This window comes from Chryseobacterium luquanense, from assembly GCF_026460945.1.
Taxonomy (GTDB): domain Bacteria; phylum Bacteroidota; class Bacteroidia; order Flavobacteriales; family Weeksellaceae; genus Chryseobacterium; species Chryseobacterium luquanense.
Map to the genome: position 1 here is coordinate 71,965 of NZ_JAOVZV010000020.1, position 15,848 is coordinate 87,812.

Genomic DNA, 15,848 nt, shown 5'->3' on the forward strand with positions numbered 1-15,848 from the left:
AAACAAACCATTATAATAACGTATTTATAATTGAATTGATAATTTTTACATTTAATAAGATGTTTTTATATAATTATTTATCATAAATTATGAATTTTATGATGCAGGATATGGCAGGATGCCAGAAGTTTTGTAACGGTGTACTTTGGTTACATAAAAATTAATATATGTCTTTGATAATTAAACAAAAGAATTTTAAGCCACTCATCGCACCGCTATTTTTGCTTGCGTCGGGCTTTATGTTCGGGCAAAAAGCACCAAGTGATACTGCTAAAGTAGATACAAAAGATATCGAGGAAGTAGTTGTCATTGGTTACGGTAAAGTAAAAAAATCTGATTTAACAGGTTCTGTAGCTTCTGTTTCTGCAAAAGATTTGGCAGCAACACCGGCGATGAATGCTTTACAGGCTTTGCAGGGAAGAGCTTCAGGTTTGAATATTATAACTGCGGGTGGAGCTCCAGGTGCAGGTGCAAACGTTACCATTCGTGGTGGTGCATCAATCACACAGGGAACTTCTCCATTATATATTGTAGATGGTTTCCAGTTGGATAATGCATTGAATATTATTAATCCAAATGATATCGAAAGTATCGACGTTCTGAAGGGAGCTTCTGCTATCGCAATCTACGGAGCACGTGGTTCTAACGGTATTATTGTAATCAAAACTAAAAGCGGTAAAAAGGGTAGAACAACGATTAATTACAACTCTTTTATGATGTTTGATATGCTGTCTAAAAAAGTAGACATGATTTCAAATACAGAGCAGTTTGTAAAATATCAATATGAGTTTGCGCAGCTTCAAAATAAAATGACGGCTTTTAGCAGTGTTTATGATAATGGTTTAGGTTTAGATACACCGGGATATTATCCAGGAGCATTTAACAGAATTACGAATCAATACGCTTCTGCTCCTGCTTTAGATTGGCAGGACAGAATGTTGGGTGGAACTGGTTTGACTCAGAATCAAAACTTTAATATTTCCACAGGTAACGAAAAAACGCAGGCATTTATAAGTTATAATTATAATAAACAAGATGGTTTATTAAATAATTTTAGCGAAACAAGAAACTCATTGCGTGCCAATATCAATTCAGAATTATACAAAGGAGTAAGAGTCGATTTTAATTCGATGTTTAATTCAAATTCTACAAATGGAGGTGGAGCTTATGGTGGAATGAAGAAAATCCTTCTTCAGCCAATCACAGGAGGAACACTTTTTACACAGGACCAATTATTTAACACACAAACTTTCCCTGATTATTCAAGTTTAGATTCTGGTTTTGATACTGAAAACCCATTTGTAGAGACAAATGCATCGACTTCGAATAACCGCTCAAGAACGTTTCTTGCCAATGCAGGAATTGAGTTTGATTTCTTGAAAAATTTTACTTTCAGAGTTGCTGGTCAGTACAACTGGAACAACAGTAAGTCTACTTCATTTTCAGATGAAAATTCAAGAGCATTCCTTACAGATCCTGTTAATACAGGGATCAATGGTAGTATTGGAAACAGTGAATCTTATAGATATCAAATCACAAATACTTTAACGTACAACAAAACTTTCGCTGAAAAACATAAAGTTAATGTTTTGGCAGGTTACGAAATTGTGTACTCAGAGTCTGAGAGCAACAGTATGAGATTGACCAAATTTCCTTTCCCGAATTTCGGATTAGATGATATTGGTAATGCTTTTGTACAAGAAAAATCTACAGGGCGTTCAAGCAACAGTTTATTGTCGTATTTCGGACGTGTAAATTATACTTATGATGACCGTTACCTGTTAACAGGAACAATTCGTAGAGATGGTTCTTCGAAATTTGGACCTAGCAATAAATGGGGGGTATTTCCTTCTGTAGCTGCAGCTTGGAGAGTTTCTCAGGAAGGTTTCTGGCAAAATTCAAAAATTGTTGACTTCATTAATGATTTAAAATTAAGATTTGAATACGGTATTACTGGAAATAACGATATAGGAAATAATTTATTCGTCACAAATTTATCTCTGACAGATTATCCTATAAACAACACTCCGGGAAATCCGGCTTATGTACCAAGCTCGAATTTAGGAAATCCAGCACTTCGATGGGAAGAACTAAAAGCGACCAACGTAGGAATGGATCTTGCTTTATTTAACAACAGAGTGAAATTAACTTCTGAATGGTATAACAATAACGTAAGCGGAATGTTGTTGCAAAGTGTTCTTCCGGTTTCAACAGGATATTCAAGACAATATCAAAATATTGGTTCTTTAAGAAATCAAGGATTAGAATTTACTTTGAATACTGTTAACTTCAAATCAGAAAAATTCAGATGGTCAACAGATTTTAATATTTCATTCAATAAATCTAAAGTAATGTCTCTTGAAGACGGACAAACCAACAGAACATTCAGTGTAGGTGGAAACAGAACCGGTTCTGTGACTTATTATGCTACTGTTGGTGAGCAATTGGGAGATATGTATGGATATGTTTATCAAGGAGTTTATACAACTGAAGATTTCATTCAAAATTCAAATGGAACATTTAGTTTAAAACCTGGAGTTGTAAAACCAGCGACAGGAACAGCCAGACCTGGAGATATGAAATTTGCCGCAGATAATGAAGCGGGAGATCAGTTCACAAGAAAAATGCAGAAAATAGGAAATGGTACTCCAGATTTTATTGGAGGTATCAGTAATAATTTCTCTTACAAAGGTTTCGACATGGCTGTATTTATGAAATTCAGTGTAGGAAATGATATTTATAATGCTACAAAGCACAGTTTGAGTCCGTATGCATTTAATCAAAACGTTCCTGAAGAATTTGGTAATTATTACCGCTTAATTGATCCTAATACAGGATTAATCACAAACAACCTTGCACGATTAAAAGAATTGAATCCAGATGAAAATTCTCGTCTTTGGAGCTTAGGAACTACTAATTCTCAAAATATTACGTATCCTTCATCTTATTATGTGGAAGATGGTTCTTATCTGAGAATTGCTCAGGTAACATTAGGTTATAGCTTCGCAAAAGAATTTCTTCAGCATGTGAAATTAACCAATGCTCGTATTTATTTCACAGTAAATAATTTGGCTACAATTACAGGGTATTCTGGTTATGATCCTGAAGTTTCTGCGGCTAGTGGTGTTGCTGTTACACCAGGATTTGACAGCTCAACTTATCCACGTTCAAGAAGTTATGTTCTTGGAATTAATTTAACTTTCTAATTAATTAAATTTTTTGAATCATGAAAAAATCTAATAATAAATTAAGACTTCTAAGAAGATTAATAATTATACCGTCTTTAATTATTGCAACTCAGGCTATCAACTCATGTAATGATGATTTTTTAGATCAGCCTGGATATAATGTTGCTGATACAGAATCTGTATTTTCAGATCTTGTCACTGCAGATATGTTTGTTCAGGGATGTTACAGAAGCTTAGTTCCTACAGAAATGTATTATCAGTTGGGAGCAGGTGATACCGTAACTCATTCAAGTGAAGATGGTTCTACCAATAATTCAAAATATAATATTTGTAATTATCAGTATGATGCTTATACACCAAATACACTTACCGGAATCTATGCAGCAATGTATGCTTCTATTGAAAGAACGAATATTGCAATAAGTAGGTTGGGACAAATGCCTGCAAGTGCAAAACGTGATGCCTTATTGGGCGAAGTTAAAGCGATTCGTGCATTTTGTTATTATAATTTAATCAGAGTTTATGGTGATGTTCCAGCTGTTTGGTCACCACTTGTAGAACTTGATCCGAATGATCCAAGCACTTTATATCCAAAACGTGCTTCAAGAGATGAGATTTACGATCGTATTATTGCAGATCTTCAGGAATCAATTAGCGCAATGCCAACTCTAGGGCAACCTGGCTTTCCTACTACAGAAAGATTAACAAAACCTGCAGCAAACGCTTTATTAGCAAGAATTGCTTTATATGCAGCCGGATATTCTCTTCGCTGGCCGCTGAATACTTCAACGCCTGGAACAATGTCTCGCCGTCCAGATAATGCAAGAGTTCAGCAACTTTATCAAATCGCAGATGCTGCTGCTGCTGCTGTCATTAATGGTGGAGGGCACTCATTAATGCAGGCTTCGGGAGGAAAAAGTGGTTTTGAAAGTCTTTGGTTTAATTTCTGTCGTAGAAATTTGTCATCTGTTAATAACGAAATCATGTGGCAAATTGCTCAGTATGGTGCCAATACCAATGGAGCATTCGGAGTATATGCGCATCCTGGTACTCGGGGTGGAACTTATGGCTCTCGTAAAGCATTGCAATTTATGCTACCTACTTACTATTTATCTTTCGCACCAGGAGATACAAGAAGAGATGTTACTTGTACATCTTACAGTATTTATTTCTTAAATGCAGGTGCAGCAACAGATACTTATGTTGATGTAGGAACTACATTTTCATGTATTATGCAAGGGAAGTTCAGAATTGGATGGTGTGTAGAACCACAGGCAGCAGATGCAAGAAACCTAAATGTTCCGTTGATCAGATATGCAGATGTATTGTTGATGTATGCTGAAACTCAAAATTACTTAAACGGAGGACCTACAGCTCAAGCTATATCTGCATTAACGCAAGTGAGAACTCGTGCAGGAATTGGTTCAATGGCGATTCCAAGCGGTCAAGCTGCTTTCGAACAGGCTTTAGTTCAGGAACGTAAATGGGAATTCGGAGGAGAATTTATGCTTCGTACAGATTTAATCAGAATGAATAAGCTAGAAAGCGAAATCAACTCTACAAGACAGGCAATGAAAAACTTATCAGACAAAACAGGTGCTTATGCAAATACTCCTGCAATTCGTTTGTATAAATTCCATAAAAATGCACAGGTTTATGGTGATCCATTCCTTGCAGTAACTTATATTGATATTACTAACCCTGCACAAATTGCCACAGTTTCTAATATTCCTGTAAATGGAACTGCTGCTGCTATAGCTACATATCAAACAGCTTTGAGAGGTGTAGCAACAGCAAATGGGCAAACTACAGTAGCAACTGATTTATGGTATCCAGTTAATATGTTCCAGGCATATACAAGTACTTTTAATGCAAATGCAAGAAGAACTGTAGGATTTAGTACTGGGGCAGTTAATACATTACAAATCGGAAATATTATTTATACAAAACCAACAGGTTCAGCAGAAAACGGTGGAACTTATCCAAATTGGATTCAAGGTGGTGGAGACGGTCTTTTCTATGGATTTGTACCAAATAAAACAGAACTACTACCTTTCGCAGCACAATCTGCAGGTCACCCAATGATTGATAACCCGAATCTTACTCAGCTTCCTGGTTACTAATTATTTATAATTTTAACATTCATATTAAACATTAAGAATTTTTAAAGAATTGTGGTTTTCAATCATCAGTTTTTTAGATTTTCTTAATGTTTAAATTTTTTAAACGACACTTAATCACAAATTATTAATCATAAAACTCAATAAATTCACTAAATGACAATTTTATTTCGATAAAAATAAAACGTTAAATTATCTTTAAATAAAGCATTTAGCAGTATAGTACGGGATGCTGAAAAAAGGATAAGAATTTAAATTTGAGTAAAATTCAGAAAAACAAAAGAAAACAAATGGAAAACGTAAAAACATTTAAATATGTAGATTATTTATGGGATGAAGAAAAAGCAGCATCATTTGGCGACGACCAGGTGGCTTTATTTTTATACCGTTCAAACATATTAGGAGCAGACCTTAGAATTACCAATTATGGTGGTGGTAACACAAGTTGCAAAACCATCGAAAAAGATCCTTTGACTAATGAGGAAGTTGAAGTAATGTGGGTAAAAGGTTCAGGTGGAGACATCGGAACACTTACAAGAAAAGGAATCGCCGGATTATATACGGAAAGATTAAGAAATCTTAAAAATGTTTACGGAGGTCTTGCAGACGAAGACAGAATGGTAGGTTTATTTGACCACTGTATTTTCGATCTTGAAAGCAAAGCACCTTCTATTGATACGCCTTTGCATGGCTTGCTTCCATTTAAACATATTGATCACCTTCACCCGGATGCATTAATTGCTGTAGCTGCCGCTAAAAACAGCGAAGCAATTACCAAAGAAATCTGGGGAGATACAATGGGCTGGGTTCCATGGCAGCGTCCCGGTTTTGACTTAGGTTTACAGCTGGAAAAATGTTTAGCCGATAATCCGGGAATCAGAGGAATCGTTTTAGGAAGCCACGGTTTATTCACTTGGGGAGAAACTTCTTACGAATCTTACATGAACAGTCTGGAGGTAATCGAAATGGCTTCTGAATATATCGCTAAAAAAATTGAAGAAAACGGACAGGTTTTTGGCGGACAGAAAGTAGAATCTCTTCCTGCTGACGAACGTAAAAACAAAGCTGCTCAGATTATGCCTTTGTTGAGAGGTTTAGCTTCTTCCGAAAACAGAATGGTCGGTCATTTCACAGACAGCGATGTTGTTTTGGAATACATCAACAGCAATGATTTGGAAAGACTCGCTCCAATGGGAACGTCTTGCCCAGATCACTTCTTAAGAACAAAGATTCAACCGTTAGTGTTGACTTTAGATAAAAATGAAGATTTAAGCGATTCTAAAGCTATTTTAGAAAAACTAAATCCACTTTTCGAACAGTACAGACAGGAATACAAAGACTATTATGAAACCTGTAAACATCCAAACAGCCCTGCAATGCGTGACCCGAATCCGGTGATCATCATCTACCCGGGAGTGGGAATGTTCAGTTTCTCAAAAGATAAGCAGACAACGCGTGTTGCGAATGAATTTTACGTAAATGCAATCAACGTAATGCGTGGCGCAGAAGCAATTTCTGAATATACCTCTCTGCCAAGACAGGAAGCATTCGACATCGAATACTGGTTATTGGAAGAAGCGAAATTGCAGAGAATGCCAAAAGAAAAACCATTGTCAAGAAAAGTTGCGATCGTAACCGGAGCAGGAGGTGGAATCGGACAGGCTATCGCTGACAAAATGCTTCAGGAAGGTGCTGTTGTAGTTTATACAGATCTTAATCAGGAAGCTGTGGAAGCTGTTACTGCAAAGTATAACAAAGATCAGGCAGTATCTGTTCCGTGTGATGTGACGAATGAAGAATCTATTGCCAATGCCTTTAAAGAAGCTGTTTTAGCTTTCGGTGGAGTAGATATCATCGTTCATTCTGCAGGTTTGGCTATTTCTAAATCTTTAGAAGATACAACAACTAAAGACTGGGAATTACTTGAAAATGTATTGGTAAAAGGTCAGTTTTTGATGGCTAAAAGCGGTACTGAAATCATGAAAAAGCAAAATTTAGGTGGTGACATCGTTAATATTGCAAGTAAAAACGGATTGGTTGCAGGACCAAACAACGTAGCTTACGGAACTGCAAAAGCAGCTCAGCAGCACATGACAAGATTATTGGCAGCAGAATTGGCACCTGATAAAATCCGTGTGAATGTGGTGAACCCGGATGGTGTTATCGTTGGAAGCAAAATCTGGGAAGGTTCTTGGGCAGAAGGTCGTGCAAAAGCAAACGGAATTTCTGTAGAAGAATTACCGGCATTTTATGCAAAAAGAAATTTGCTAAACGAAATTATCCTTCCTGAAGATATCGCAAACGGAGTTTTCGCTTGTGTTGCTATTTTAGATAAAACAACAGGAAATATCATCAATGTAGATGGCGGAATGGCGAATGCTTTCCCAAGATAATATTAAAAATTTAACCACAAAAGGCACAAAAGTTTATTAAAGTTATTATTCGGATTCTGAAAAGATCAAATAAGGATTACCGAAATTTGTTGAATTGAAAAGACAAGGCTTATTTGAACATTAATGCGCAAAACATTAAAGCTAGAAATTTTCAGGAAAGCTTTTGTGACTTTTGTGGTAAAAATAAATTTAAAAATAAATCATGATTATAGGAAAAGATATCATTGAACAACACAACAAAAACGAAGTTGAAAATTTCAATTCAGACTTCGCTTATTTATCAGATAAATTAACAAAATCAGGTTCGAACGTTTCTGAAATTGTTGACAAGATCGCTGATTTCCAGGTGGCAATTCCGAGCTGGGCTTTAGGTGCCGGCGGAACCCGTTTCGGAAGATTTTCTTACGGTGGCGAACCTGCAGTTTTAGAACAGAAATTAGATGATGTTGGATTGCTTCACGTACTTACTCATTCTGCTGGAGCAGTTTCACTACACATTCCATGGGATATTCCAAGTGATGTAAGTGCTTTGAAAGAAAGTGCAGCGTCTCACGGATTGATCTTTGATGCGATGAACTCAAACACATTTCAGGATCAGCCGGATGCAAAACATTCGTACAAATTCGGTTCTTTAAATTCTGTAAACGAAGATTCAAGAGTTTACGCTGTTGAACACAACAAAGAAGTAATCAGAATTGGAAAAGAATTAGGTTCAAAAAGCCTAACCGTTTGGTTGGCGGATGGAGCAAGTTTTCCTGGACAGTTAAATTTCCAGACGGCTTTATCAAACACTGAAAAAAGCTTAAAAGAAATCTACGCAGGAATGCCGGAAGACTGGAAATTATTCATAGAATACAAACCTTATGAACCGAATTTCTATTCAACAACTATCCAGGATTGGGGAACTTCTTTCATGCTGGCAAACGCTTGCGGAGAAAGAGCTTTCACCTTAGTTGATTTGGGTCACCATTTACCAAACACCAATATAGAGCAAATCGTTGCAACCTTGATGTACAAAGGTAAATTGGGTGGTTTCCACTTCAACGATAGTAAATATGGCGATGATGATTTGACGGTTGGTTCTATTAAACCTTATGCTTTATTCCTGATTTTCAATGAATTGGTGTACGGAATGGAAAATAATGCCAACAATCCTTATCCGGCCTGGATGATCGATGCAAGTCATAACATTAAAGATCCTTTGGAAGATTTATTACAGTCTCTGGAAGCAATCTTAATCGCTTATGCTCAGGCACTTTTGGTTGATCAGAAGGCTTTAAAAGAAGCACAGCTTAACAATGACGTTGTTGCAGCTCAGGATATTTTGCAGAACGCTTACAGAACAGACGTTCGTCCGTTGTTAAAAGCGGCAAGACTGCAGACCGGTGCGGCTTTAGATCCGATAGCTGCTTACAGAAGTTTAAAGGTGAGAGAAACCTTGATTTCTGAAAGAGGCTGGGCAAAAGCAACCGGATTATAAAATCCGTTTTATTTGATAATTACTTTCAGGTGCAATCGAAAGTTTAATTATATGTATCCTTATTTACCGTTGAGACCCGAGTGTTTAGAAAATTAATAATAGATTCTTTATTTAAGAAATCAGTGGATTTTTTTCTTAATTATTTTTAATCACTAAACACTCCTTGATGGTTTTTTAAAATTATTAAATTTAAAATGATTTTAAACTATTTTAGAAGAATTATGTAAAGGTACTTTTCTAAAAATATTTTGTTAATAAAAAATCTTTTGTGACTTTGCTGAGTGGAACTCCTTTGCGAACTTAAAAATAGTCAGCTTGTCAAAAAAAAACTTTGCGCACTTTGCGTTAAAAATATTAGAACAATTCTAATTCACATTTTGAAAAAAAACTAATAATCATTTTATAATAAATCATTAAATTCATCTCAGGAATGTCCAAAAAAAAGGTAACCATCGTATTTGATATTGGAAAAACCAACAAAAAGTTTTTTTTATTTGATAAAAATTACAAAGAAGTTGTGCGTGAATATACCGAACTTCCCCTTACCACCGATGAAGATGGTTATCCCACAGAAGATCTTGCGGCACTCCAAAACTGGATCAAAGATAACTTCAATGCCATTCTCGATGATGAAAATTTTGAAGTAAAAGCCATCAATTTTTCCACGTACGGAGCAAGTTTTGTGCACCTTGATCAGAAAGGAAATGTTCTGACGCCTCTGTACAACTACACCAAACCGATGGATCAGGAAATTCTTGATCTCTTTTACGAAAAACATGGCAGCAAACTGAAAATTGCCCGCGAAACCGCATCTCCACAAACCGGAATGCTAAACTCCGGACTGCAGTTATTCTGGTTAAAATACAAGCATCCGGAAGTTTTCAAAAAAATCCGTTACAGTCTTCATTTACCTCAGTATTTATCGTATTTATTTACCGGAATTTGCGTTTCGGAATTTACCTCAATCGGCTGTCATACCAACCTTTGGGATTACGACAAAGCAGATTATCACGATTGGGTGTATGAAGAAGGAATCGATGCCTTGTTAGGTCCCATCGTTCCGACTTCCGCAAGCATTAACACGTCTTACAGAAATAAAAAAATTAAAATCGGTGTTGGAATTCATGACAGTTCTTCTGCGCTGTTGCCTTATATTTTAAGTAAAAAAGAGCCGTTTCTACTGCTTTCAACAGGAACATGGAGTATTTCTTTAAATCCATTCAATGATGAAAGTTTAACGGATGGAGATATCGAAAATAACTGTCTGAATTACATGAGAATCGACGGTAAACGTGTGAAAGCATCCCGTTTTTTCATGGGAAATGAATACAAAATTCAGGTTGAAAAATTGTGTGCTTACTACGGAAAAGAATACGGTTTCCATAGAGATGTGCAGTTTGATCAGGATCTGTACCTGCGTCTGATGAAAAATAAAAATATCTATTTCCGTTTTGAAGGGATTATTTTAAAACGAAAAATGATTACCGCAACAGATTTAAATTCATTCGCAACCTTTGAAGAGGCGTATCATCAATTAATGATTGAGTTAATGGATTTGCAGATTCACACGATTACCAACGCCATTGGAAATTCGGAAATAAAAAATATTTACATAGACGGCGGTTTCACAGACAATGATGTCTTTATGAAACTGATGTCGCACCATTTCCAACATTACAATGTGATGTCAACACACTCTCCGTTGGGATCGGCTTTGGGAGCATCGATGGTGATTTCTAACAAAAAAATAGACGAAACATTTTTACAACAGCATTATCAGATGAAAGTGCTTCAGCCTTTAATCCTTAATTTATAAAACATGGCATTTCCATTTGATACCAACTATGCTTCCCTCGAATTGCTGATCGAAAAAGCAAAAAAGAAAATGCCACGTTTCGCTTTCGAATATCTGGATGGCGGCTGTAATGAAAATATTAACCGTGACAGAAATACAAGTGAATTGAGAGATGTTTTGCTTCGCCCACGTTACCTGAATAATAATTATTCTGAGGCCAATATGGAAACGGAATTATTCGGTGTAAAATATTCAGCACCCTTTGGAATTTCTCCTGTTGGATTGCAAGGTTTGATGTGGCCAAACGCACCAGAAATTTTAGCGAAAGCAGCTTTTAAACATAATATTCCTTTTATATTAAGTACCGTAACGACAAGCAGTATCGAAAGAATTGCTGAATTGACGGAAGGAAAAGCATGGTATCAACTCTACCATCCAAGAGAAGAATGGTTGCGTGACGATATTCTTGACCGTTGTGAAGCTTCTGGCTATGACGTTTTATGTGTTTTGTCAGATGTTCCGACTTTCGGTTACAGAGCCAAAGAAATCAGAAACGGTTTGGCAATGCCTCCGCAGCTGAATTTCAGAAATGTTTCCCAAGCTTTGGCGAGACCGGAATGGTGTCTTGAAATTTTAAAACATGGCGTTCCAAGTTTTAAAACAATGGAAAAATACATGGATAAAAACATGAATGTGAAACAATTGGGACAGTTCATGAACTCTACTTTTTCCGGCAGATTAAATTCAGACAGAATCAAAGCCATCCGTGATAAATGGAAAGGAAAATTGGTCATCAAAGGTGTTGCTTCCGATGAAGATGCAGCCGAAGCAGTACGTCTAGGTTTCGATGGAATGATTATTTCCAATCATGGTGGAAGACAGTTGGATGCGGGAGAATCAACCATTGCGGTAGTAAAAGAAATCAGTGAAAAATACAAAGGTCAGATTAAAATTATGATGGACAGTGGCGTAAGAACCGGTCCGGATGTTGCGCGAGCTTTGAGTTGTGGTGCAGAATTTACCTTTATGGGAAGAACGTTTATGTATGCCGTTGGAGCTTTAGGTGAAAAAGGTGGTGATCATATTATTGAAATGCTGAAAATGCAGTTCAGACAGGTGATGGAGCAGGTTTGCTGTGACACGCCGGAAGAGTTGCAGAAGTTTAGGGTGAAGTAGGTTTAAGCTGGAAGTTTTTACGTTTTCATTTAAAGATATTTTATCTAAGTACAACTTTACAGAATGCGAACCATCAATTTTCATATCAAAAGATGTCCTTATTTTGTAATGAATGAAAAGCTTAGTGAGCTTGTATAAGTGAAACGGCTTTACGTAACTTAAAAGCAGATAGTATTTAAAAATTCTTTGTGCACTTTGCGTTAAAATAAAAATATTTTTGAATAATTATAGCAAAAAAAAATACAGTTCGATGAATTGTATTTTTTGTTTTATAATACTATTTTTAATCAACATTCAAAGAATGTTTTCAAGTTTTGCGAAGCAAATTTATTTGCCTTAGCTTTCTTAAAAAATATGCAACATTAAAATAATCTTTGCGTTAAAACAATTTGTGTAATGTTTGAAAAATTATTGCATATGTATTTTTTACCACAAGGAACACAAAGATTTTCACAAGGTTCACAAGCCTTGTGTTCGAAGTGAAATGCTTAGTGTTCTTAGTGGTAAAATCACATCATGAAAACAAAAAATTATCAAAAACGAAATCATTTAAAAACCAAACTCCTCTCATGAAAAAATTCCTAATATTTCTCCTCATTATTTTTTCAGTTATTACCTTTTCTCAAAACAAAAAGCAGGAATTACCATGGTCAAACGGAGCGCTGCAGGTCAGTGCAAACAGTAGATATTTACAGCATAAAAACGGAAAACCATTTTTCTGGTTAGGAGAAACCGGATGGCTTCTGCCGGAACGTACCGATCGTGATGAAGTAGATTTTTATCTGAGTCAATGTGCAAAAAACGGATTTAATGTCGTTCAGGTACAGACCATCAATGCTGTTCCTGCTTTCAATAAATACGGACAGCCTTCAATGACTGACGGTTTTGATTTTAGCAACATCAACCAAAAAGGAGTGTATGGATATTGGCATCACATGGATTATATTGTAAAAACAGCCGAGAAAAATGGAATTTACATCGGGATGGTCTGCATCTGGGGCGGACTGGTCAAAGCAGGAAAAATGGATGTAGATCAGGCAAAAAAGTACGGGCAGTTTTTAGCAGAACGGTATAAAGATTCGCCCAATATCATTTGGTTTATTGGAGGCGATATGAAAGGCGATATCAAAACAGAAGTCTGGGAAGCTTTGGCCAATAGCATAAAGTCCGTTGACAAAAACCATTTGATGACCTATCATCCTTTCGGTACTACGAGTTCAGCAGATTGGTTTAACAGTTCCGTTTGGTTAGATTTCAATATGTTCCAGAGCGGTCACAGAAGATACGGACAGCGGAAAGGCGACGGTGAAGCTAAAAAAATCGCCGATACCGAAGAAGACAACTGGAGATATGCCGAAAAAGCACTTTCGATAAAACCTTTAAAACCCATCATCGATGGCGAACCTTCGTACGAAGACATTCCACAGGGACTTCATGATGCCAGCGAACCACGATGGAAAGATCATGACGTGAGACGATATGCGTATTGGTCGGTGTTTGCAGGTTCTTTTGGGCACACTTACGGACACAATTCTATTATGCAGTTTTACAGACCAGGTTTGTCGCCTGCATACGGAGCTCAGCGTGCGTGGTACGAATGTCTCAATGACGCAGGTTTTGTACAGATGCAGTATTTAAAAAATCTAATGTTGCAATTTCCATATCTTGAAAGAATTCCAGATCAAAGTATTATTAAAGGGGAAGTGGGCGAGCGTTACGAAAGACTTATTGCTACCCGCGGAGCAGATTACCTGCTCGTCTACAATTACGCCGGAAGAAGTATGCAGATCGATTTGTCGAAGATCAGTGGTAAGAAGAAAAAATGTTGGTGGTACAATCCAAGAACCGGCGGGTACAAGTATATTGGGGAAGTGGACGGAAATAAAATTGTACAGTTTACGCCTGATAAAGAGAATGGAGATGCTAAGGATTTCGTTTTTGTGGCGGTGGATGCGAGCAAGAATTATCTGTGAACTTCAGTAATTTTTTTGAGGATGATTGAACTGTTAGCATAATGATAAACAGGTGCATAAGAGCAGATGTTGCATGTGCTTTGAGTTGCGGCGCAGAATTTACCTTTATGGGTAGAACGTGTATGTATGCCGTCGGAGCTTTAGGAGATAAAGGTGGTGATCACATTATTGAAATGTTGAAAATGTAGTTCAGACAGGTGATGGAGCAGGTTTGCTGTGATACGCCGGAGGAGTTGCAGAAGTTTAGAGTAAAATAATTACGAAATAATATCAATAGGAACGGGCTTTAGCCCGTTTTTTTATAATCAATTCAGATGGGCTTTACCCAAAATCAATATTTAGAAAAAATTCAAATCAAGCGAATGACATAGAAATATAATTTTAGCTTATTTTAATCACAACAAATGCATTCAATAGTTTTGCTTCGTTGAAAAATGCTTTTAATTCTTCAAATTCGCCTTTTAAATCGGTAAGGTTTTCAGGTTTTAATAATTTATAAACGGTATTTTCCATTTCATCATAGTCGTAAAATTTGACGATGTCTGAAAAGTCTATAGCTTGTAATAAATTAGAAATTTCTAAGGTTTTCAAATTATCAAAATATTGGAAACGTAGATACTGAGAATTGTTTATAATATCTATTCCACCAAAAAATAATTTAGTATTATCAAAATCAATATTTTTCGATACAAAAAATTTAATTAAAAGATAGTTTAAGGTTTCGTATCCACGAGTCTGGCTAAAAAACTGAAACTTATCAATCTTGTTGTCTGGATAATGTGATAAAACGACCTTTGAGTCTTCAATCAATTCTTTTAAAACTTTTTCTGGCGTTCCGTCAGGATTTGACTGAATCATTCTAAGATGTAATCTCAGTTTATTTGTATCTTGAATTTTATCAAAATCATTTGCATAATCTTCGTTTACTTTAGCCTTTTCAAGTACGAATTTTGCTTTGTTTGAGATTGAAAAAAGTGCTAAGTCAAGACCCATTTTAATAATAGTTTTTAATTTGTTGTAACATTCAAACTATCAATTTTCCTATTTTCGGTTAAATTAGCTGATTGATTTTTTTGAATTATATTAATTACAAACGTGATGATTACTTTTTCTTCTCCGACTTCACTGCCTGTCTCGCCAGCAATTTCCAGTCGTTTTTCACCTTTGTCCAGACCAATAAAATATCCAAAGTCACATCACCAGGCTCCTTTCCAAAATCAGCAGTCGTTGCATAAAAATGGTGACGGACAATCGCTGTATTTCCGACGATCTGTATGTTTTGGTTCGTAATATCAATCGTTAGAAAATCTGATTTTTTGCTGACCAGTTTTTCAACAAATTCTTTGGCATCATCAATATGACCTCCCGAATGTCCGTAAGTCAGTTCCGGTACAATTAAAGATTGCAATGCTGATTTTTCACCGCTGATCATTGCTGATCTCAGTTTTTCTGCTATATCTGTTACAGATTGGATATCGTTTTTTTTCTGTCCGAAAACAGTGATCGCCACTAAAAAAGTCATGGCGGAAATTATTTTTTTAATCATTTTAATTAAATATTTTTTGAAGGATTTAAATTTATTCCGATAATTATTAGAATCTTATTCTTTTAAAGTATAATATAATGAATGTCCTTTAGTAGTAATAACTTAGTTTTTTAACGGTTTGTCTGTCATTCCGTAGGAATCTGAACTGCTTTATTTTGGTGTGTTGAGATTCCTACG

Annotated in this window: 10 protein-coding genes; 8 read left to right on the forward strand and 2 right to left on the reverse strand. The window is 36.1% G+C overall.

The window, feature by feature from the left end; genetic code table 11:
* The first annotated feature begins 167 nt into the window (after window positions 1-167).
* The 8 genes from OEA66_RS17000 (at window position 168) to OEA66_RS17035 (ending at window position 14,313) form a co-directional block, all read left to right on the forward strand.
* Window positions 168-3,206, forward strand: coding sequence for a SusC/RagA family TonB-linked outer membrane protein (locus tag OEA66_RS17000; protein WP_267282507.1), 3,039 nt, complete (start codon window positions 168-170; stop codon window positions 3,204-3,206).
* A 20-nt stretch (window positions 3,207-3,226) separates the two neighbouring features.
* Complete coding sequence (locus OEA66_RS17005; protein ID WP_267282508.1) at window positions 3,227-5,311, forward strand: RagB/SusD family nutrient uptake outer membrane protein; 2,085 nt, start codon at window positions 3,227-3,229, stop codon at window positions 5,309-5,311.
* Between the two features lie 287 nt (window positions 5,312-5,598).
* Window positions 5,599-7,701, forward strand: a complete 2,103-nt coding sequence (locus tag OEA66_RS17010; protein ID WP_267282509.1) for a bifunctional aldolase/short-chain dehydrogenase — start codon at window positions 5,599-5,601, stop codon at window positions 7,699-7,701.
* A 202-nt stretch (window positions 7,702-7,903) separates the two neighbouring features.
* Entirely contained in the window at window positions 7,904-9,181 is a 1,278-nt protein-coding gene (locus OEA66_RS17015; RefSeq protein WP_267282510.1) for a sugar isomerase, read from the forward strand.
* A 430-nt stretch (window positions 9,182-9,611) separates the two neighbouring features.
* Complete coding sequence (locus OEA66_RS17020) at window positions 9,612-10,997, forward strand: FGGY-family carbohydrate kinase (protein ID WP_267282511.1); 1,386 nt, start codon at window positions 9,612-9,614, stop codon at window positions 10,995-10,997.
* A gap of 3 nt (window positions 10,998-11,000) precedes the next feature.
* Window positions 11,001-12,152 carry an alpha-hydroxy acid oxidase gene (locus tag OEA66_RS17025; protein ID WP_267282512.1) on the forward strand — a complete coding sequence of 384 codons (1,152 nt, stop codon included), beginning with the start codon at window positions 11,001-11,003 and terminating at the stop codon, window positions 12,150-12,152.
* A gap of 569 nt (window positions 12,153-12,721) precedes the next feature.
* Window positions 12,722-14,125, forward strand: a complete 1,404-nt coding sequence (locus OEA66_RS17030; RefSeq protein WP_267282513.1) for a glycoside hydrolase family 140 protein — start codon at window positions 12,722-12,724, stop codon at window positions 14,123-14,125.
* 41 nt (window positions 14,126-14,166) lie between these two features.
* Window positions 14,167-14,313 carry an alpha-hydroxy-acid oxidizing protein gene (locus tag OEA66_RS17035; RefSeq protein ID WP_267282514.1) on the forward strand — a complete coding sequence of 49 codons (147 nt, stop codon included), beginning with the start codon at window positions 14,167-14,169 and terminating at the stop codon, window positions 14,311-14,313.
* A 193-nt stretch (window positions 14,314-14,506) separates the two neighbouring features.
* Here OEA66_RS17035 and OEA66_RS17040 read toward each other — a convergent pair whose 3' ends face one another.
* Together OEA66_RS17040 and OEA66_RS17045 are read right to left on the reverse strand one after the other, a co-directional pair.
* Window positions 14,507-15,118 carry a DUF1877 family protein gene (locus tag OEA66_RS17040; protein WP_267282515.1) on the reverse strand — a complete coding sequence of 204 codons (612 nt, stop codon included), beginning with the start codon at window positions 15,116-15,118 and terminating at the stop codon, window positions 14,507-14,509.
* A 109-nt stretch (window positions 15,119-15,227) separates the two neighbouring features.
* Window positions 15,228-15,671 (reverse strand): nuclear transport factor 2 family protein, encoded by a 444-nt coding sequence (locus tag OEA66_RS17045; RefSeq protein ID WP_267282516.1) that lies wholly within the window; start codon window positions 15,669-15,671, stop codon window positions 15,228-15,230.
* Window positions 15,672-15,848 lie beyond the last annotated feature (177 nt).